The organism is Streptomyces sp. S6 (genome assembly GCF_054880855.1).
In genome coordinates this window covers 1-19,075 of the sequence record NZ_JBTYMC010000002.1, presented here as the reverse complement: position 1 = coordinate 19,075, position 19,075 = coordinate 1, and the positions used below count along the sequence as shown (strand labels likewise).

Annotated in this window: 16 protein-coding genes; 5 read left to right on the top strand and 11 right to left on the bottom strand. The window is 71.1% G+C overall.

Features of this window, described 5'->3' with window-relative positions; genetic code table 11:
• Positions 1-97: 97 nt before the first annotated feature.
• From ACVNF4_RS00435 to ACVNF4_RS00395, 9 genes are all read right to left on the bottom strand, one after another.
• On the bottom strand, positions 98-889 hold the full coding sequence (locus ACVNF4_RS00435; protein WP_461800578.1) for an alpha/beta fold hydrolase: 792 nt from the start codon (positions 887-889) through the stop codon (positions 98-100).
• Positions 890-961: 72 nt separating this feature from the next.
• Positions 962-2,413: an aldehyde dehydrogenase family protein gene (locus ACVNF4_RS00430; RefSeq protein WP_461800577.1), complete on the bottom strand. Its 1,452-nt coding sequence runs from the start codon at positions 2,411-2,413 to the stop codon at positions 962-964.
• A complete protein-coding gene (locus ACVNF4_RS00425; protein WP_461800576.1) occupies positions 2,410-4,140 on the bottom strand; it encodes an N-acyl-D-amino-acid deacylase family protein in 1,731 nt (576 codons plus the stop codon). Before ACVNF4_RS00425 ends, ACVNF4_RS00430 begins: the two co-directional genes overlap by 4 nt.
• Positions 4,141-4,146: 6 nt before the next feature.
• Positions 4,147-5,265, bottom strand: coding sequence for an LLM class flavin-dependent oxidoreductase (locus ACVNF4_RS00420; RefSeq protein ID WP_461800575.1), 1,119 nt, complete (start codon positions 5,263-5,265; stop codon positions 4,147-4,149).
• Positions 5,266-5,362: 97 nt separating this feature from the next.
• Positions 5,363-5,671, bottom strand: coding sequence for a cupin domain-containing protein (locus tag ACVNF4_RS00415; RefSeq protein WP_461800574.1), 309 nt, complete (start codon positions 5,669-5,671; stop codon positions 5,363-5,365).
• 115 nt (positions 5,672-5,786) lie between these two features.
• Positions 5,787-6,566 carry an SDR family NAD(P)-dependent oxidoreductase gene (locus ACVNF4_RS00410; protein WP_461800573.1) on the bottom strand — a complete coding sequence of 260 codons (780 nt, stop codon included), beginning with the start codon at positions 6,564-6,566 and terminating at the stop codon, positions 5,787-5,789.
• 94 nt (positions 6,567-6,660) lie between these two features.
• On the bottom strand, positions 6,661-7,314 hold the full coding sequence (locus ACVNF4_RS00405) for a LuxR C-terminal-related transcriptional regulator (RefSeq protein WP_461800572.1): 654 nt from the start codon (positions 7,312-7,314) through the stop codon (positions 6,661-6,663).
• Positions 7,315-7,390: 76 nt separating this feature from the next.
• Positions 7,391-8,329 carry a TIGR03619 family F420-dependent LLM class oxidoreductase gene (locus ACVNF4_RS00400; RefSeq protein ID WP_461800571.1) on the bottom strand — a complete coding sequence of 313 codons (939 nt, stop codon included), beginning with the start codon at positions 8,327-8,329 and terminating at the stop codon, positions 7,391-7,393.
• Positions 8,326-9,558: an amidohydrolase family protein gene (locus ACVNF4_RS00395; RefSeq protein ID WP_461800570.1), complete on the bottom strand. Its 1,233-nt coding sequence runs from the start codon at positions 9,556-9,558 to the stop codon at positions 8,326-8,328. The genes ACVNF4_RS00400 and ACVNF4_RS00395 overlap by 4 nt, the downstream gene beginning before the upstream one ends.
• A gap of 384 nt (positions 9,559-9,942) precedes the next feature.
• Between ACVNF4_RS00395 and ACVNF4_RS00390 the strand changes: the two genes are divergently transcribed.
• The 3 genes from ACVNF4_RS00390 to ACVNF4_RS00380 all read left to right on the top strand — a co-directional run bounded on the left by ACVNF4_RS00390 (position 9,943) and on the right by ACVNF4_RS00380 (position 12,448).
• Entirely contained in the window at positions 9,943-10,545 is a 603-nt protein-coding gene (locus ACVNF4_RS00390; protein ID WP_461800569.1) for a hypothetical protein, read from the top strand.
• 74 nt (positions 10,546-10,619) lie between these two features.
• Positions 10,620-11,786: a sensor histidine kinase gene (locus tag ACVNF4_RS00385; RefSeq protein WP_461800612.1), complete on the top strand. Its 1,167-nt coding sequence runs from the start codon at positions 10,620-10,622 to the stop codon at positions 11,784-11,786.
• Positions 11,783-12,448 carry a response regulator transcription factor gene (locus ACVNF4_RS00380; RefSeq protein ID WP_461800568.1) on the top strand — a complete coding sequence of 222 codons (666 nt, stop codon included), beginning with the start codon at positions 11,783-11,785 and terminating at the stop codon, positions 12,446-12,448. Before ACVNF4_RS00385 ends, ACVNF4_RS00380 begins: the two co-directional genes overlap by 4 nt.
• 137 nt (positions 12,449-12,585) lie before the next feature.
• On the opposite strand, the gene ACVNF4_RS00375 is transcribed toward ACVNF4_RS00380, so the two are convergent.
• A complete protein-coding gene (locus ACVNF4_RS00375; protein ID WP_461800567.1) occupies positions 12,586-15,561 on the bottom strand; it encodes an AfsR/SARP family transcriptional regulator in 2,976 nt (991 codons plus the stop codon).
• Positions 15,562-15,743: 182 nt separating this feature from the next.
• Positions 15,744-17,405, bottom strand: coding sequence for a fatty acid--CoA ligase family protein (locus ACVNF4_RS00370; protein WP_461800566.1), 1,662 nt, complete (start codon positions 17,403-17,405; stop codon positions 15,744-15,746).
• Between the two features lie 110 nt (positions 17,406-17,515).
• On the opposite strand from ACVNF4_RS00370, the gene ACVNF4_RS00365 reads away from it, so the two are divergent.
• Together ACVNF4_RS00365 and ACVNF4_RS00360 are read left to right on the top strand one after the other, a co-directional pair.
• Positions 17,516-18,664, top strand: coding sequence for a lipid-transfer protein (locus tag ACVNF4_RS00365; protein WP_461800565.1), 1,149 nt, complete (start codon positions 17,516-17,518; stop codon positions 18,662-18,664).
• Positions 18,665-18,710: 46 nt separating this feature from the next.
• Positions 18,711-19,075, top strand: a 365-nt coding sequence (locus tag ACVNF4_RS00360) for a Zn-ribbon domain-containing OB-fold protein (RefSeq protein ID WP_461800564.1), incomplete at its 3' end; no start/stop codon positions are given.

Sequence of the window (19,075 nt, the reverse complement as noted above, 5' to 3'; positions counted from 1 at the left end):
GCCCTGTCATACCCGTAGTACCAGCCCCCCCCCGACCCCGACCCCGACCCCAGCCTCAGCCCCAGCTCCCGCTTCGGGCGCCCCCACTCCCCTCCCCTCACCCCAGTTCCCGGTACAACCCCTCGACCAGCTCCACAACCGCCCCCGGCACCCGCAGCGTGGGAAAGTGGTCGCACTCGGCCTCCCGGACCAGCCGGCACCCCGGGATCCGTGCGGCGATCACCTCGTTCCGCTTGACGACGACCGACTGGTCCTTCTCCCCGAGGAGCAGCGAGCACGGCACCGCCAGCTCCCTCAACCTGTCGAAGCAGGGCGGCAGTTGGTCCTCGTACTGGTACGACGTGAACCACCCCGGCAGCACCCCCCGCAGCATCCGCCGCGCCTCGCTGTCCGGCGGCGTCCCGGCCCCGCCCCACCACGACATCCCGAGGTCGGCCAGTCCTTCGAGGTCCCCGGCCCGCGCCAACGGCTCGACCTGCGCGGCCATTTCGGGCGGATCGGGCTCGGGGTACCCCGGCACACCGGGGACGAGCAGCCCCAGCGCGGCGACCTGTGAGGGATGGTCCAGCGTGTAGGCCGTCGCGGTGGCCCCGCCCATGCTGTAGCCGATCAGCACGGCCCGTGAAACGCCGAAGTGGCCGAGCACCAGGGCGAGATCGGCGTCCTGGCGGTACGGCGAGGTGGGTGCCGGAGACCGGCCGTACCCCCGGGCGTCGTACCGGATCACCCGGTGCCGCGAGGTCAGCGGGCCGAGTACCGGTTCCCAGATCTCGGAGGCGCCGACGCCGGGGTGGAGCAGGACCAGCGGCGGCCCGTCCCCGTCGCCCCGCGCGTCGGCCCAGACCTCGCCGCCGTCGACCGCGACCATGGCGCCCGCTTCATCACCCATGCACCGATAGTGCCGCATGACGGGGCACCCCGCCCGGCGGGAACCGGTCGCAGAAACCACCGGAAACCGCTCTCAGCCCGGCCACACGATCGCCTGCACCTCGCTGTACGCGTGCAGCGCGTAGGACCCCACGTCCCGCCCCACCCCGCTCTTCTTGAACCCCCCGAACGGCGCCTCCATGTTCCGCCCGACGGTGTTGATCCCCACGCCCCCGGCCCGCAGCCGACGGGCGACGCGGAAGGCGCGGGCGATGTCGCCGGACCAGACGTAGTCGATGAGCCCGTAGTCGGAGTCGTTGGCGAGGGCTATGGCCTCCTCCTCGTCGTCGAAGGGGAGGACGGCGACGACGGGCCCGAAGATCTCCTCACGGACGGCCCGCATCGCGTTGGTGCAGTCGGCGAGGACGGTCGGCCCGAGGTAGAAGCCCCGCTCGGGAAGGTCGACGACCTTGCCCACCAGGGGAGTTGCCCCCTCCCGGACGGCGGACTCGACATGCGAACGCACCCGCTCGCGATGGACGGCACTGATCAGCGGCCCCATGACGGTCCCGGCCCGCCCGGGATCGCCCAGCGTCAACCGCCCGGCATACGCGACGAGTTGTTCGACCAGCCTGCCGTACAGCCCTCGTTGGACCAGGACCCGGGTCGGCGCCGTGCAGATCTGTCCGCTGTAGAAGGAGAACGTCGTCCCGATCCCGGCGACGGCCGAGCCGAGGTCCGCGTCGTCGAACACCAACGCGGCGCCCTTGCCGCCGAGTTCCATGAGCTGGCGTTTCATGTCCCGCCCGCAGACCTCGCCGATCCGTACGCCGACGGCGGTGGACCCGGTGAAGCTCACCATGTCGACGTCGGGTGAGGCGACGGTCGCCTCCCCCACCTCGACGGCCTCCCCGGAGACGACGTTCACGACGCCGGGCGGTACCCCGGCGGCCTCCAGGACCTCGGCCATCCGGTAGACGGACAGAGGGTCTTGGGGTGCCGGTTTCACAACGACCGTGTTTCCCATGGCCAGTGCGGGTGCGATCTTCCCGGCGGGGTTGGCCCAGGGGTTGTTGTAGGAGGTGACGCAGGTGACGACGCCGACGGGCTGCCGTACCGCCAGCGCCCCCATCACCGCGGCCCTGCCCATCGGCCCGGCCTCGTTGATCTGCGGGGGGATCGCCCACTCGGCGGGTTCGACGCGGGCGTAGCGCCTGAACCGGGTGGCGGCTACGCCGAGTTGCATGGCGCGGACGGTCGCGGTGGTCGCTCCGGTCTCGGCGCGGGCGAGGTCGGTGAGTTCGGTGCGGCGGGCGAGGATCAGGTCGGCGGCGCGGGCGAGTACGGCGGCCCGTTCCTCGGGGCGGGTGCGTGACCAGCCGTCGAACGCCGCACGGGCCGCCGCGCAGGCGTCCCGGGCCTGCCCGGCGGACGCCTCGGGCGCGAGCCCGACGACGTCCTCGGTCGCGGGGTCGATCACCTCGTAGTGCCCACCGTCGGGCTCGACCCACTCGCCGCCGACGAACAGCCGCTGGCCGTCGGTCACTTGGTGCTCACCGTGCGGGTGTCGGTGCCGGAGCGCAGCACCTTGCCGGGGACGGCGCCGGTGGGGACGTCGTCGCGCAGTGATTCGACTCCGTTGACCCAGACGGCTTTTATGCCGATGGCCTTGGAGTCGAGGCGTGGGCTGTCGCCCGGCAGATCGTGGACGAGGGTGGCCTTCCCGGCGTCGATGCGGTCGGGGTCGAAGAGGACGAGGTCCGCGTGGAACCCTTCCGCCACCCGTCCGCGCCGGCGCAGTCCGAAGAGTTGGGCGGGGTCGGCGGTGAGCATCTTCACGGCCTGTTCCAGACCGACGAGTTGACGTCCCCGCAGGCAGTCCCCGAGGAAGCGCGTGGTGTACGGCGCCCCGCACATCCGGTCGAGGTGGGCGCCGGCGTCGGAGCCGCCGAGGAGGACGTCCTCGTGCCGCCAGGTCTCGGCGCGCAGCGCCCAGGAGGCGGGGTCGTTGTCGCGGGGCATCGGCCAAAGGACCGTCCGCAATTGATCGTTGGTGCAGATCTCGACGAGGGTCGCAAAGGGGTCCTGGCCGCGTTCGGCGGCGATGTCGCGGACGACGCGCCCGGTGAGGCCCTCGTTCTCGGGGCTGTAGGTGTCGCCGATGACGTACCGGCCGAAGTCGGCGAGCCGGCGGAAGACGCCCGCCTCCTTGGAGTCGGCGCGGCGCAGCATTTCGGTGCGGACGTCGGGGTCGGCGAGTTTCTCGATGCGCTGCGGGACGGGCAGGCCGAGGATCGGGCCCCAGCCGGGGATGAGGTTGAGCGCGCAGAACGTGCCGAGCGACATGTTCATCGGCGTGAGGATCGGCATGGTGAGCGCGACGATCCGGCCACCGGCCTTGCGGGCGCGCTCACTTGCGTGCAGTTGGCGGGGAACGCGGTCGGGGACCTGGGCGTCGATGGTGAGGACGTTCCAGTTGAGGGGGCGGCCTGCGGCGGCGGACATGTCGACGAGGAGGTCGATCTCGGCGTCGTCGAACTGGTCGAGGCAGCCGGCGACGATCGCCTCGATCTGGGTGCCCTCGTGTTCGCCGACGGCCTTGGCCATGGCGATGAGTTCGGCGGGCGACGCGTGCCGGGACGCGACGGGTCGGCCGTCGCCGTCGGAGTGGGTGGTGGACTGTGTGGTGGAGAAGCCCCAGGCTCCGGCGTCCATCGCCTCGTGCAACAGCCGGACCATCTCGGCGAGTTGTTCTTCGGACGGCTGGCCGCCCACCGCGTCGGCGCCCATCACGTGCCGTCGCAGCGCGCAATGGCCCACCATGAAACCGGCGTTGACGGCGATGCGGCCTTCCAGGGCGTCGAGGTACTCGCCGAAGGAGTGCCAGTTCCAGGGCGCCCCCTCCTCCAGTGCGACCAGGGACATGCCCTCGACCTTGGACATCATCCGCCGTGTGTAGTCGGCGTCTTCGGGGCGGGCTGGGTTCAACGGGGCGAGGGTGAAGCCGCAGTTGCCCGCCGCGACGGTGGTGACGCCGTGGTTGAGGGAGGGGGTGGCGTAGGGGTCCCAGAAGAGCTGGGCGTCGTAGTGGGTGTGCGGGTCGACGAACCCGGGGCACAGGACGAGGCCGGTGGCGTCCTCGAACGTCCTTGACTCCTCGGTGACTTCACCGATGACGGCGATCCGGCCGTCCCGGATGCCGACGTCGGCGACGCGGGCGGGGGCCCCGGAACCGTCGACGACCGTGGCCCCCTTGATGACGTGATCGAGCATGAGCTCTCACGCCCCCTGACGGAACCGTGTGGTCCGGTGCACGGGGTCCGTGTCGATCTTCGGGATCACGTGTTCGCCGATCAACTTGATGGTCTGGAGGGTCTGTTCCTTCGGTACGCCGACCGGCAGTCCGAAGCTGAGCTGGTCGGCGCCGGCCTGCTCCCACCGTTTGCACTGGCGCGTCACCTCGTCCGGGTCACCGCAGATCAACAGCTCCTCCTCGATGAGGAGTTCGACGAACTCGGCGGTGTACTCGGGCAGGGTCTCGGGCCAGACGGGGAAGCCCTCGGGGCGCGGGAAGGTGTCGTGGTAGCGGAAGACGAGCGACGGCAGGTAGTGCAGGCCACCGTTCACGGCGACCTGGATGGCCTCGTCGTGGGTGGGCGCACAGATCGCCGTCGTCGTCACCATCACGTTGTCGTTGACGAAGTCCCCGACGGGTTCGGCGTTCACGATCGCCGTCTTGTACTGCTCCAGCACCCACTCCATGTCGGAGACCTTCTGGATGCTGAACCCGAGGACGCCGAGGCCCTTGTGGGCGGCCATCGAGTACGACGACGGCGAGCCGGCCGCGTACCACATCGCCGGGTGGGACTTGCCGTACGGCTTGGGCAGCACCTTTCTCGGGGGCAACTGCCAGTGTTTTCCCCGGAATCCGGCGTACTCCTCCTGGAGCCACATCTTCGGGAACTCGGCGATCGTCTCTTCCCAGATCTCCTTGGTGTGGTTCATGTCGGTGATGCCCGGCATGAATCCGAGGATCTCGTGCGATCCGGCGCCCCGGCCGCTGCCGAACTCGAAGCGGTTGCCGGTGAGATGGTCGAGCATGGCGACCTTCTCGGCGACTTTCACGGGGTGGTTGACCGGCGCGAGCGGGTTGAAGATGCCGGAGCCGAGGTGGATGCGCTCGGTGGCGTGCGCCAGGTAGGCGAGGAAGACCTCGTTGGCGGACAGGTGCGAGTACTCGTCGAGGAAGTGATGTTCCGACGCCCAGGCGTACTTGAAGCCCGACCGGTCCGCCTCGATGACGTACTCGGTCTCCTCCATCAGCGCCTTGTGCTCGGCCAGCGGGTCCGTCTCGGCCCGCTTGCCGACGTATCCCTGAACAAAGAGCCCGAATTCCAAGGAGGTTCACCACCCCAAGCGGTTATCTGACACACCGTCAGCTCATGGACTGCGGCCGACTCTGGCACCACGGGCATACACCGTCAATAGCTGACGCTCAGTCAGATGTGTCCGCCTCGACGATGACCAGCGTCCCGTGACTGCCCGGCCGCACGGCGTGCCGGACCCCGGCGGGCACCCGGTACAGCTCTCCCGCGCCGACCGACACCGGGGCACCTTCGACCGCCAGCTCCAGACTCCCGGCCACCACGAACAGCGCCTCCGCGCCGGCGTGGACCTCCTCCGCGACCGGCCGCCCGTCCATGCGCAGCACTTTCACGCACGCCGTCCCCACCCGCCCCAGCGGCAGCGAACTCCACGCCTGCGGCAGCGCGGCAGCCGTCCCCGACACGTCGACCGGTCCCATGGCACACCTCCCGGCGGACCCCTCCGGCCAGGAGGGAGCCCGCTCATCGCGATCCGTGAACGTCGAGGACGCTATCCGGACCGCGCGGCCGATCGGTCGACCGTTCGGCAAAACCTCAGATCACCGACACCCCCGCCAGCCAGCCGCCGTCGATCACGAAGGGCTGGCCGGTGATGTACGAGGAGTCGGCCGACGTCAAGAACAGGGCGAGGCGGGCGACTTCGTCGGGGCGGCCGATGCGGCCGAGGGGAACGAGCTTGCGGTACAGGGTGTCCAGGGCCTTCGAGGTCTCTTCGGGGTCCGAAGTCGGGTCCAGAAGAGAGGGGTTGGACATGGCCGTGTCGATCGCGCCGGGGCAGATCGCGTTGACGCGTATGCCCCGGGGAGCCAGTTCCAGGGCGGCGACGCGGGTCAGGCCGAGGATCGCGTGCTTGCTCGCGGCGTACGCGCCGACCGCCGCCATGCCCGTGATCGCCGTGTACGAGGCGGTGTTGACGATCGTCCCGCCGTCCGTGAGGTCCGGCGCCGCCGTCTTGATGCCGAGGAAGCAGCCGACCTGGTTGACCCGCACGACCTGCATGAACTCGTCGAGCGGTGTGTCCGTGAGGGCGTTGAAGCGCAGGATGCCGGCGTTGTTCACGAGTCCGTCGAGGCGGCCGTACGCCTCCTTGGCCGAATCGACCGCGAGGCGCCAGGAGTTCTCGTCACGGACGTCCAAGTGGACGTACAGGGCGTCGAGTTCGGCGGCGAGCGCCTGACCCTGTTCGTCCAGGACGTCGGCGACGACGACCCGTGCCCCCTCGGCGGCGAAGAGCCGCGCCTCCTGCTCACCCTGCCCTCGGGCCGCGCCGGTGACGATGACGACCCGGCCGTCCAACTTGCCTGTGCTGTCCATGGGACCCCCTCGGCATCGGTGGAGGCCAGCATCGTAGCGCCGCATCTGACACATCGTCAGATGCCTGCACGGGCATTGCCGGGAACGGTCTTCTTCAGGCCCGGAGCACCGGCGTGGCACCCAGCCAGCGCAGGACCGCGTCCGTGCCTCCCCGCGCGTCGAGCTTCGCGTAGATGTTGCTGAGGTTGTTGCGCACGGTCTTCTCGGACAGCCGCAGGCGCAGCGAGATCTCCTGGGCGCCGAGCCCGGTCGACAGCAGCTCCATGATCTGCCGTTCGCGCGGCGAGAGGAGGGCCCGCAGGCGCTCCACCGCATCCCCTCCGGCGGGCGCCTCGCGGGCCCCTTCCCGCAGTGCCGCGCAGGCCGCCGGGGACAGGTAGGTGTGGCCGACGGTGGCCGCCATCACGGCCGAGGAGAGCATGCAGGCGCAGTAGTCGCCGTCGACCAGATAGCCCGCCCCGCCGCGGAACACCTCGACGACCGTCTCGACGTCCCGCCGCCCACTCACCACGATCACCGGCACCCCCCGCCCGGCCAGGGCGCCCGTCAACTCCGGTAGGTCGCGGGCGGGTTCGGCGCAGCTCAGCAGGACGACGTCAAGCGGCGCGTCGGCCAACTCCCCGTAGGGCGGCGCGATCCGCCACACCCGGCCCACGTACGAGTCGTCGGGCGCGGGCCAGTCGGCGTGCGGCCAACTGGCGCCTTCCGCGCAGGCCAGAGCTACGGAGAGCCTTTCCGAGGAGCGCACCGTGGGGTCCTTCCGCCAGAACAGCGACGTCCGTACGTTCGTACATACGCTGACCGGCGCGGACATGTTCAAAGATTCAAGAGAGTTGGCTCACAGGACCCAGCAAAGGGGCCACCTCGGCGCCGAACGCGCCGATCTGATCGACCAGTTCCCCGACCGACCGGCTCCTGAACCTGACTTGGACCTGCCCCACCCCCAACTCCCCGTACTCACTGAGCGATGCGGCCAGTTCCCCGGGGCTCCCGGTGAGCGCCCGCCGGCCGACGTCCCAGCCGGGCGTCCCGACGTACAGCGGTTCGGCGATGGCCCCGACGGTGAACTCCCCGAGATCCGGACGCAGTTGCCGGATCGCCGCGATCTGCCCGGGCAGCCGCTCACGCGGATCGCCCTGCGGCAGCCAGCCGTCCCCCTTGAGCGCGGCGCGGCGGACGGCAGCGGGTGAGGAACCGCCGACCCAGACGGGAACGTGCGGCTGAGCCGGGCGAGGACGCTGGCCCAGGTCGTCGTAGTCGTACAACTTGCCGTGGTGGCCGACGAATTCGTCCGGCCCCAGCGCGCCGCGCAGCGCGTCCAGGGTCTCGTCCAGCACGGCTCCCCGGCGTTCGAAGTCGACGCCGAGCGCCTCGAACTCCTCCGTGACGTGCCCCGCGCCGACCCCGAGGATCAGTCGGCCGCCGGAGAGGTGGTCGAGGGTGGCGTACTGCTTGGCGGTGAGCAGGGGGTGCCGCAGCCCGGCGACCGCGACGTGGCTGAGCAGCCGGACGCGGGTCGTGACGGCGGCGAGGTGGGCCAGGGTGGCGACGGGGTCGTACCAGACCGTCCCCATCGCGTCCGCGAGGCGACGGGGGATCGCGACGTGGTCACAGCAGGCGACGTACGCGAACCCCGCGTCGTCGGCGGCCTGTGCGACCGCCACCAACTCTCCCGGCCCTGCGTCGAGTTCCCACGGTTCGACGTAGATGCGGCTCTGGGACTGGACGGGGAGCTGGATGCCGTAGGCGAGGCGCCGGGTCATTTCGGGCCCGGCCAGAGGCCGTCGGGGGTCAGCCCGAGCAGGTCGATCGCGTTGCGGCGGACGATGCGGTCGACCACGTCCGTGTCGAGGTGGCCCATCTGTGCCTCGCCGACCTCCCTCGACTTGGGCCAAGTCGAGTCGGAGTGGGGGTAGTCGGTCTCGTAGAGGACGTTGCCGACGCCGATGGAGTCGAGGTTGCGCAGGCCGAACGCGTCGTCGAAGAAGCAGCCGTAGACGTGGTCGGCGAAGAGTTCGGACGGCGGGCGGTGGACCTTGTCGGCGACGCCGCCCCAGCCCCGGTTCTCCTCCCAGACGATGTCGGCGCGCTCCAGGATGTAGGGGATCCAGCCGATCTGCCCCTCGGCGTACATGACTTTGAGGTTGGGGAAGCGCTCGAACTTGCCGCTCATCAGCCAATCCACCATGGAGAAGCAGCAGTTGGCGAAGGTGATGGTCGAACCGACCGCAGGGGGCGCGTCTTCGGAGGTGGACGGCATGCGGCTGCTGGAGCCGATGTGCATGGCGATGACGGTGCCCGTCTCGTCGCAGGCGGCGAGGAAGGGGTCCCAGGCGTCGGAGTGGACGGACGGCAGGCCGAGGTGGGGCGGAATCTCGGAGAAGGCGACCGCACGGACCCCGCGTGCGGCGTTGCGGCGGACCTCGGCGGCGGCCAACTCGGCGTCCCACAACGGGATCAGGGTGAGCGGTACGAGACGGCCGCGGGCCTGCGGACCGCACCACTCCTCCACCATCCAGTCGTTGTACGCGCGCACGCACAGCAGCCCGAGCTCGTGGTCGCTCGCCTCGGTGAAGGTCTGTCCGCAAAAGCGCGGGAAGGTGGGGAAACACACCGCGGACTGCACGTGGTTGACGTCCATGTCGGCGAGCCGCGCGGGGACGTCGTAGGAGCCGGGCCGCATCTGGTCGTAGGTGATGACCTCCAGGCGGATCTCGTCACGGCTGAAGCCGACGGCCGTGTCGAGGCGGGTCAGCGGGCGTTGCAGGTCCTCGAAGAGCCACCAGTCGCCGACCGGCCCGTCGTCGCCCCGCTCACCCATCACGGGCTTGAACCGCCCACCCAGGAAAGTCATTTCCTTCAGGGGCGCCCGGACGACTCGCGGGCCGGTGTCGAGGTGCTTCTTCGGGAGGCGGTCCTGCCAGACGCGCGCGGGTTCGACGGTGTGGTCGTCGACGGAGATGATCAGCGGGAACTCTGTCGTGGTCTCCATGTCGGCCACGGTAGCGCCGATCTGACGGATCGTCAGCTACCGTGCAGGAGGGGGTTCCTCGGCCGCGGCGACTCCCCCTCCGTGCCACCGCGGCCGTCCCCGCCGTCCCCCCAGGCTCCCCCGTGGAGCGGGACGCCCGTCCGGCTACTCCCCCGAGTTGTCGCCGGACGGGCTCTGAACGACTCCGGCCGTTCCCCCCTGGTCCGGCCGTTCGTTGGTAAGAGCATGTCAGAGGCCGATAAACGTTCCATGAACGCCGGCCGCCACATGCCAGAGGCAATCCCCGGCGCCGGCGCAGCAACGCGCCCGGCCGGCTGTTTCTCCACCCCGGACTCCACCCCTGGGTGCAGGCGTCGCGGGCCCGTCGACAGCACGCTTGAGGGCATGACAACGACCGAGTGGATCACCGACATCGCCCTCATCCTCGTCGTCTTCCGGCAACTGCGCGAAGGACGGCTCGACCTCAAGACGTTCCTGATCCCGCTGGGGATCGTGGCCTTCGTGGCCCACACGTACCTGGACTCCGTGCCCACCGCCGGCAACGACCTGGTACTCGTCGGCGCGCTCATGGGCGCGGGCGCCGTGCTCGGCGTCGCGGGCGGCGTCTACACCCGCGTCCGGATCGCCGGCGAGCACGTCCTGATCAAGGCGGGCGCGGTCTCCGCGGCCCTGTGGGTGCTCGGCATGGGCGCCCGGATGGGCTTCCAGCTGTGGACGGAGCACGGCGGCGCCGACGACGTCGCGCGGTTCAGCCTCGTCCACCACATCACCAGCAGCCAGGCGTGGGTCGCCGCGTTCGTCCTGATGGCGCTCACCGAGGTCGTCACCCGGCTGGCCACGATCTTCGTCCGCAGCCGGATGCTGACGGCCGGACGGCGCACCCCCGCCGGACGGCGTAACTCTGCCGGACTACCCACCCCCGCCGAGCAGCCCTCCCCCGCCACGAAGTCCACCCCCGCCTCGCACCGTGTCTCGGCCCGGCCGTGAGTTATGGTCTGGCCGTGCCCGCCACCTCCACCCAACAGGTCCCGCCCCGGCCGGTCCCGGGCCGGGACCCCCGGGTGCAGTGGGCCCTGACCGCGGCGGTGATCGTCAGCGGGGCCCTCACGATCCGGCCGATGGGCATCAGCGGGCAGGGCCTGGCGGTCGCGGTCCTGTACGTACTGAACTGCGCTGCGCTGCTGGCCCGCGGCCTCCCCCAGCACAAGGTCCCGCCACGGGCCGCCGTCGTCTGGCTGTCGCTGGGCGTCCTCGCGGCAGCCGCGCTGATCGGGGCGAGCCGCAGTGGAAGCGGTTACCTCTTCGCTTTCTTCCTGTGCGGCCACATCGGGTACCGGCTACCGACCCGGCAGGCCCTCGTCCTGGCACCGGCCTGCGGGCTGCTCTGCGGCGGCGTCCTGTACTTCGAGTTCGGCCCCGGCCACCAGACGCTGCCCTGGGCCGTCGGTCTCACCACCTGCGCGCCGGTCCTGATCGGGATCCTCAACCGCGCCCAACACCGGGCCGTGCAGGCCGCGTTGTCGGCGGCGGAGAGCGCGGAGCGCGCCGCGCGGGCCGAGGCACAGGCCGCCGTCCTCGCCGAACGCGGCCGGATCGCCCGGGACGTCCACGACGTCCTGGCGCACTCGCTGGCCGGTATCAACATGCAGCTGGAACTGGCCGACGCGCTGCTCGACACCGGCGACCTGGAGAAGGTCAGGGCCGCCAACGACAAGGCCCACAGCCTCGTCAAGGAGAGCCTGAAGCAGGCACAGTGGACGGTCCACGCGCTGCGTGAGGACTCGCTCCCCCTGGTGGAGACCCTGACGGCGATGCTGGAGTCGTCCGGCCACCGCGACGCGTTGACCCTGAGAGGTACCCCCGTGGAGCTACCCGCCGGGGTCACCCAGAACCTGCTGCGGATCGCCCAGGAGTCCCTGACGAACGCCGCGCGGCACGCGCCGGGTGGAGAGGTGCGGGTGGAGCTGGCCTTCGGGGATACCCGTACGACCGATTCCTCGACGGCGGCTTTCGCGACAGCGGCTTCCTCGACGGCGGCCTCCGCGACGACGCTGACGATCCGCAACCGGCCCGCGACCCGTACGGTGAACCCGGGCGTCGGCAGCGGAATGGGGCTGATCGGCATGCGTGAACGCGTCGCTCTGCTGGGCGGCACCCTCACCGCTGGCCCGGTGGCCGAGGGACCCGACCAAGGCGGCTGGCAAGTGGAGGCAGTGATCCCGCGATGAGTCAACCCACCGAGAACTCCCGCCCGTTGCGCGTGGTCGTCGCCGACGACCAGGCCGCCGTCCGCGAACCGCTCGCGGCGGTACTGGAGTTGACCGAGGACATCGACGTCGTCGCGGCGGCCGAGGACGGCAACGGCGTCCTGGACGCGGTCGCCGCCGGGCCGGTGGACGTCGTGCTGATGGACCTGCGCATGCCCGTGCTGGACGGCATCGAGACCACCCGCAGGCTGAGCGACGAACACCCCGGCGTGGCCGTCGTCGTCCTCACCACGTTCGCGGACGACGACTCGATCCTGGCCGCCCTCAGCGCGGGCGCCCGCGGCTACCTGACGAAGAACGCCGGACGCCAGGACATCGTCCGCGCGATCCGCGCCGCCGCCGCGGGCCAGTCCGTGCTGGACCGGGAGGTCCAAGACCGGCTGCTGGCGACCGTCCGCGCGCAGCCGACGGCGTCCGCGCAGGCGCTGCCCGCGGACCTCACGCCCCGCGAGCGCGAGGTGCTCAGCCTGATCGGCCGGGGTCTGCCCAACCGGGCGATCGCGGAGAAGCTGTTCGTGAGCGAGGCGACCGTGAAGACGCACATCAACAATCTGTTCGCCAAGGCGGACATCCGGGATCGGGCGGACGCGGTACGGCGGGCGATCGCGGCGGGGTTGGCGTGAGGGGTTGGTCGGGGTGGAGTGAGGGGCCGGTCAGGGTTGGCGTGAGGGGTCGGTCGGTCAGGTTGGCGTGAGGGGCCGGCGTGGCCTGCCCCGAAGAGGCAGAGCCCAGCCCCCTAGCTCTCAGGTACCCCAGCCCCCTACGCCGCCACCGACAACTCCAGCAGCCCCCGTACCTCCTCCGCCTCCGGCGCCCTCAGCTCCTCGTAGATCGACAGCGCCTCGGTCCAGCACACGTGCGCGCGGCCGGCCTGCCCCAGCCCGCTGAGGGCCCGACCGAGGACCGTGAGGACGAGCCCCCGGCGCCACGCCCCGCCGATCCCCCGCAGGGCGGTGAGCGCGAGGTCGGCGCCCGCGGCGGCCTGGGCGGGGCGGCCTGCGGCGAGGTCGACCTCGGCGAGCCGGAAGAGGGTCATGCCCTCCCAGAGCCGCTGGCGGCTGTCGCGGAAGACGTCGAGGGCGTCACGCAGGATGTCCCCGGCGGTCGTGAGCAGTCCGCTCTCGGTGAGCGCGAGCCCCAGCGCGTACCGTCCGTTGGCGCCGCGCAGCGCGTTGCCGGTCTGGTCGTAGATGCCGATGCCCTGGTGGGCCAGCGTCACCGCGCTGTCGACGCGGCCGGTCGCGAGGTGGATCCGGGAGAGGTTGCACAGGACACTCGCCTCGCCCGCCCTGTTCCGGTTGGCGCGGAAGTTGTCGAACGCGAGCGTGAGATGCCGCTCGCCCTCTTCGTGCCGGCCCTGGTAAAGGGCGATGATCCCCCGGGCGTTGGGCGCCCAGCAGCGTGCCACGGGGTCGTCGGCGTCCTCGGTGATCCGCAGCACCTCGACGGCGGCGGCGTCGGCCCGGTCGAAGCGCCCCGCGACGAGGTGGACGTCCGTCAGCGTGATCAGCGCCCGCCCGAGTGCGTGCCGGTCGCCCGCCGAACGGGCCTGCTGGAGCGCCTCGTTGGCGGCGACCTCGTACTCGCGGGCGTTCGCCCCGGACTCCGCGAGGTCCTTCGCGACCCACAACAGGTCGACGGCCCGGCGCAGTCGGCCGTCCCCGATGGACTGCCGTACACAGGACAGCAGCGCGCCCGCCTCGGCGTACAGCCAGTCCTGCGCGTCGTGCCGGTCCTCGAAGTGCAGCCCGGGGTAGGCAGTTTCCTCCAGTTGCTCCACGAGCCGGTCACCGGGCCGCTCGACCGCGTACACCCCGGCGGTCGTCGCGAGGTAGAAGTCCAGCAGCCGGGTGAGCGCCGACTCCCTTTCACAGGCGAGGAGTTCGTCGCGCTCGGCGCACGCGCGAGCATAGAGGCGGACCAGGTCGTGGAAGCGGTAGCGGCCGGGCGCCGCCGATTCGAGGAGCGAGGTGTCGACGAGGGACTCCAGCAGGTCCTCTGTGTCGTCCAGCGGCAGATTCAGCACGGCGGCAGCGGCGGCGAGCGAGATGTCAGGCCCGTCGGCTAGTCCGAGCAGCCGAAAAGCGCGGGCCTGCGCGGGCTCCAACTGCCCGTAGCCCAGCTCGAACGTCGCCTTCACGGCGAGATCTCCGGCCTGGAGTTCGTCCAACCTGCGTCTCTCGTCGGCGAGTTTGTCCGCGAGGACAGAGACCGTCCAGGTCCGGCGGGCGGCCAGCCGGGAGGCGGCGATGCGGATCGCGAGCGGCAGGAATCCGCACGCGGCGACGACGTCGAGCGCCGACTCCCGTTCGGAGACGACGCGTTCGGCTCCGACGATGCGCATGAAGAGGGCGAGCGCCTCGTCCGGCGCCATGACGTCGAGGTCGACGAGGTGCGCGCCCGCGACGCCCACCATGCGGCTCCGGGAGGTGACGAGGGCCGCGCAGCCCGCCGTCCCCGGCAGCAACGGCCGTATCTGGGCGGCGTCGCGGGCGTTGTCGAGCAGGACCAGGACGCGGCGGCCGTCGAGCAGGGAGCGCAGCAGCGCCGAGCGTTCCTGGAGGGAGTCGGGGATCGCCGGGTCGGCGGTGCCGAGGGCGCGCAGGAACGCCCCGAGGACGGCCTGGGGTTCGGCGGGGCGGGGGCTCGTGCCCTGGAGGTCGACGTACAACTGGCCGTCGGGGAAGGCGGATCGGACCTGGTGGGCGACGTGCACGGCGAGCGTCGTCTTTCCCACACCGCCGATCCCGGCGACGGCGGAGACGGCCATCACCCGGTGCTCGTCCCCGGACTCCCAGCGGAGCACTTCCCCCAGTTCCCGGGTGAGTGCGTCCCGTCCCGTGAAATCCGGTACCGAAGCGGGGAGTTGAGCGGGCAGAATACGGACGACGGGGGTTTCGGCGGTCGGCGTCTCCGGTTCGGCGAGCGCGGGGTCGGCGCGCAGGATGCGTTCCTGAAGCTCGCGCAGACCGGGACGGGGGTCGACGCCGAGTTCCTCGGCCAGCAGGCGGCGGGTGTCGGCGTACACGGCAAGTGCCTCTGCCTGGCGGCCACTTCGGTACAGCGACAGCATGAGCAGCTCGCGCAGCCGTTCTCTGAGCGGGTGTTCGGCGGTGAGGGAGGTCAACTCCGCGACGGCTTCGGCATGTCGGCCGAGTTCGAGGTCCAGGTCGAGGCGGTTCTCGATGAGTTTGAGGCGCAGTTCCTCCAGCCGGACCCGCTGCGACTCCGCGTACGGTCCGGGCACGCCCGCGAGCGTCTCGCCCTCCCAGAGGCCGAGCGCGTGGTTCAGCTTGTCCCGCGCGGCGCGTACGTCACCGGCGGCCCACGCCTTCTCGGCTTCTTCGGAAAGGGTTTGAGCCATCGTCAGGTCGAAGCCGATCGGGCCGGACGGGTCCCGCAGCGCGTATCCTCCGGCGTCGCTGACCAGCATGCGCGAGGTGAGGACCTTACGCAGCCGGGAGACGTACGTCCGCAGCGCGGCGAGCGCCTGCGGGGGCGGGTCCTCGCCCCACACCGCGTCGATCAGCTCGGCGGCGGTCACCGTGCGCCCCTCGCGCAGGAGCAACGTCGCGAGCACGGCGCGCTGTTGGGGAGACCCGGTGGGCAGCGGATCGCCGTTCCGCCAGGCCCGTACCGGTCCGAGCACGCCGAATCTCAGACCGGCCACGTCCTCCTCGTCCGGCGAGGGGTCATGGCGTCCCTGTCCCGGCACGCGCGGTACTCGGTCGTCCATCGAGGTCTCCCTGGGCGCTCCTGTTGACCAGCTCAGTTTGCCCTGCTGGCACAGGACCCGTCAGCAACGGGAAACACCGATCACACGGCGGCTCACGGGAGTGCACGGGCCCCTCACACACTCCCCACAGCGAAGGAGGTCCCGGCACAAGCGGCTACGGCTGTTTTCGGCAATCCTCGACGTCAGCCGCGCAGCCGCCCCTTGACCACTTTGCCGCTTGCATTCCGGGGCAACTCGCCCACGAACTCCACCACTCGGGGCACCTTGTAGTTCGCCATCTCCCGTCGTGCCCAGGCGATGAGATCGTCCCCGGTGGCCACAGCACCGGCCCGCCGGACCACATACGCCTTGCCGACCTCTCCAAGGCGGGCGTCCGGTATGCCGACGACGGCGACGTCCGCGACGGCCGGATGCAGCCCGAGGAGTTGCTCTATTTCGGCCGGATACGCGTTGAAACCGCCGACGATGAACATGTCCTTGATCCGGTCGGTGATCCGCAGGTTCCCGGCCTCGTCCAGGACTCCTACGTCTCCGGTACACAGCCAGCCGTCCGGCGTGATCACCTCCCGGGTCGCCGCGTCCTCCCCGTAGTACCCGCGCATGACGTTGAACCCCCGTACCAGCACCTGCCCCGGCCTGCCGGACGGCAGCTCCGCACCCGCCGCGTCCACCACCCTGACCTCCGTCCCGGGGATCGCCCGGCCCGACGTCGTCGCGATCACCTCCGGCTCGTCGCCGCGCCGGCACATCGTGACGATGCCGCTCGCCTCGGAGAGCCCGTAGGCGGTCAGCACCGTCGCCACCCCCAGCTCGTCCCGCAGCCGCTCGACGAGCCGCAGCGGCACGACGGCCGCGCCCGTCACCACCAGCCGCAGCGACGACAGGTCGTACGACTCCCGCGCCGGGTGGTCCAGGAGCGACTGGTGGAGGGTGGGCGGGCCGGGCAGCACCGTGACGCGCTCCGCCGCGATGTTCGCCAGCGCGGTCGTCACGTCGAACACCGGCTGCGGGATCATCGTCGCGCCCCGCGTCAGACAGGCGATCACCCCGGCCTTGTAGCCGAACGTGTGGAAGAAGGGGTTCACGATCAGGTACCGGTCCCCCTCCCGCAGCCCCGCCAGCTCACTCCAGGCGTCGTAGCCGCGCAGGGTCTGCTCGTGGGTGATGACGGCACCCTTGGGGCTACCCGTAGTACCTGAGGTGAAGATGATGTCGGAGGGGGAGGACCCCGTAATACCCGTAGTACCCGCGCCGCCCGGCCGGCCACCCGCAGTACCCGTAGTACCCGTGCCGCCCGGCCGGCCACCCGCAGTACCCGTAATACCCGTAATACCTACGTCCTCCCCCGCCCCCTCCCCGCCCACCAGGAACTCCTTCCACGTCCGGAACCCCAGCGGCGCGTCCTCCGCCAGCACCACCACCTCCGCCAGCTCCGGCAGCCCCGGCAACGGCCCCTCCCCCACCCCGTCCCCCGCGGCCCGCCGCAGCGAGGCGACGTACGACGTCCCCAGGAACGTCCCCGTCACGAACAGCAGCCGCGCCCCACTCCGCCGCAGCACGTCCGCCGCCTCACCCCCTTTGAACCGGGTGTTGAGCGGTACCAGCACACCCCCGGCCGACACCGCCCCCAGCGCGGCGACCACCCACTCCAGCGAGTTCGGCGCCCAGATCCCGACCCGGTCCCCCACCCGCACCCCCGCCGCCCCACAGGCCGCCGCCGCCCGCTCGACCCGCTCGCCCAACTCCCGGTAGGACACCCGCACCCGCCCGTCCACCACGGCCTCGGTCTCCCCGAACCGCTCGGCGGCCCAGCGCACCAGCGCGGGAATGCTCTGCCACTCCATGAACGGCCTCCGGATGAACGGCCTCGGATGAGACGGAAGACAGTAGCTGACGGTCCGTCAGATTAGCGGTAATCTGACGGACTGTCAGCAGATCTGATCGGGAGGGGGACATGGCCGGACTCAAGGACGCGACAGCCATCGTCGGCATCGGACAGACGCCGTTCGCCAAGCAACTCCCCGAGAACGAGAGGACACTCGCGTGCCGAGCCGTCCTCGCCGCCCTCGACGACGCGGGGATCACCCCCGGCGAGGTGGACGCGGTCGCCTCGTTCACGATGGAGGAGACGGACGAGGTCGAACTCGCGAAGGCGGTCGGCTTCGGCGACCTCACCTTCTTCGCCAAGTCCCCCTACGGCGGCGGCGGTTCGTGCGCCACCGTCGCCCACCTCGCCACCGCGATAGCCGCCGGACAGGCGAGCGTCGGCGTCGCCTGGCGCTCCCGCAAACGCGGCAGCGGCCCCCGCCCCTGGACGAACACGACGGCCCAACTCCCCACCCCTGCCCAGTGGACCCGCCCCTTCGGCCTGCTCCGCCCCGCCGACGAGATCGCAATGCTGGCCCGCCGCCACATGCACGAGTACGGCACGACCCGCGACCACCTCTTCAACGTGGCCCTGGCCTGCCGCAACCGCGCGAACCAGAACCCGGCCGCGATCATGTACGACCGCCCGCTGACCCGCGAGATGTACATGACCTCGCGCTGGATCAGCGAACCCCTCTGCCTGTTCGACAACTGCCTGGAGACGGACGGCGCGTTGGCCTGCGTGGTGGTCTCGGCGGAACGGGCCCGCGACTGCCGCCGCCCCCCGGTCTACATCCACTCCGCCGCCCAGGGCCTGCCCGCCCAGCACCACGGGATGGTCAACTACTGGAACGACAACCCGCTCACCGGACCCTCCTGGGCGACAGCCCGACACCTGTGGAAACAGGCCGACTTCACCCCGGCGGACGTCCATGTCGCCCAGATCTACGACGCGTTCACCCCACTGGTCCCGCTCTCCCTGGAGGGCTACGGATTCTGCGGGCGCGGCGAGGGCGGGGCGTTCACCGAGGGCGGTGCGCTGGAACTCGGCGGACGGCTCCCGGTGAACACGGGCGGCGGTGGCCTCTCGGAGGCGTACGTGCACGGCTTCAACCTCATCAACGAGGGGGTGAAGCAGCTCAGGGGCACCAGCACCGCGCAGGTCCCCGGCGCCGCGACCTGCCTGGTCACCGCGGGCGAGGGGGTCCCCACCTCCGCGCTGCTGCTGAGGACGTGATCCTCCCGAAGGCATTCTCCCGCACAGGACTTGAGGAGCCCCATCCATGCTGACCCCGCTCCACGACGCCGACGGCGCCCCTTTCTGGGAGTACGCGGCGCAGGGCGAACTCCGCGTCCAGACCTGCGCGTCCTGCGCCGAACCCCGCTTCCCGCCCCGCCCCTGCTGCCCGAACTGCCAGTCGTTCGAGTCCACTTGGCGGCCTACATCAGGGCGGGGCCGCATCTGGTCGTACGTCGTCCCCCACCCGCCCCTCCTCCCCGACTACGCCGCCCAGGCCCCCTACAACGTCGCCCTGATCGCACTCGCCGACGCCCCGCGCATCCGCCTCGTCGGCAACGTCGTCACCCACCCCGGCGCTCCCCTCAACTCCCTTGATCCGCAACGGCTTCGGATCGGCGCCCGGGTCCA

What these genes read in the sequence shown, in the direction of transcription:
- ACVNF4_RS00435 (WP_461800578.1), bottom strand. Translation starts at nt 889, where the DNA reads ATGGGTGATGAAGCGGGCGCCATGGTCGCGGTCGACGGCGGCGAGGTC.
- ACVNF4_RS00425 (WP_461800576.1), bottom strand. Translation starts at nt 4,140, where the DNA reads ATGCTCGATCACGTCATCAAGGGGGCCACGGTCGTCGACGGTTCCGGG.
- ACVNF4_RS00415 (WP_461800574.1), bottom strand. Translation starts at nt 5,671, where the DNA reads ATGGGACCGGTCGACGTGTCGGGGACGGCTGCCGCGCTGCCGCAGGCG.
- ACVNF4_RS00410 (WP_461800573.1), bottom strand. Translation starts at nt 6,566, where the DNA reads ATGGACAGCACAGGCAAGTTGGACGGCCGGGTCGTCATCGTCACCGGC.
- ACVNF4_RS00400 (WP_461800571.1), bottom strand. Translation starts at nt 8,329, where the DNA reads ATGACCCGGCGCCTCGCCTACGGCATCCAGCTCCCCGTCCAGTCCCAG.
- ACVNF4_RS00395 (WP_461800570.1), bottom strand. Translation starts at nt 9,558, where the DNA reads ATGGAGACCACGACAGAGTTCCCGCTGATCATCTCCGTCGACGACCAC.
- ACVNF4_RS00390 (WP_461800569.1), top strand. Translation starts at nt 9,943, where the DNA reads ATGACAACGACCGAGTGGATCACCGACATCGCCCTCATCCTCGTCGTC.
- ACVNF4_RS00380 (WP_461800568.1), top strand. Translation starts at nt 11,783, where the DNA reads ATGAGTCAACCCACCGAGAACTCCCGCCCGTTGCGCGTGGTCGTCGCC.
- ACVNF4_RS00375 (WP_461800567.1), bottom strand. Translation starts at nt 15,561, where the DNA reads ATGGACGACCGAGTACCGCGCGTGCCGGGACAGGGACGCCATGACCCC.
- ACVNF4_RS00370 (WP_461800566.1), bottom strand. Translation starts at nt 17,405, where the DNA reads ATGGAGTGGCAGAGCATTCCCGCGCTGGTGCGCTGGGCCGCCGAGCGG.
- ACVNF4_RS00365 (WP_461800565.1), top strand. Translation starts at nt 17,516, where the DNA reads ATGGCCGGACTCAAGGACGCGACAGCCATCGTCGGCATCGGACAGACG.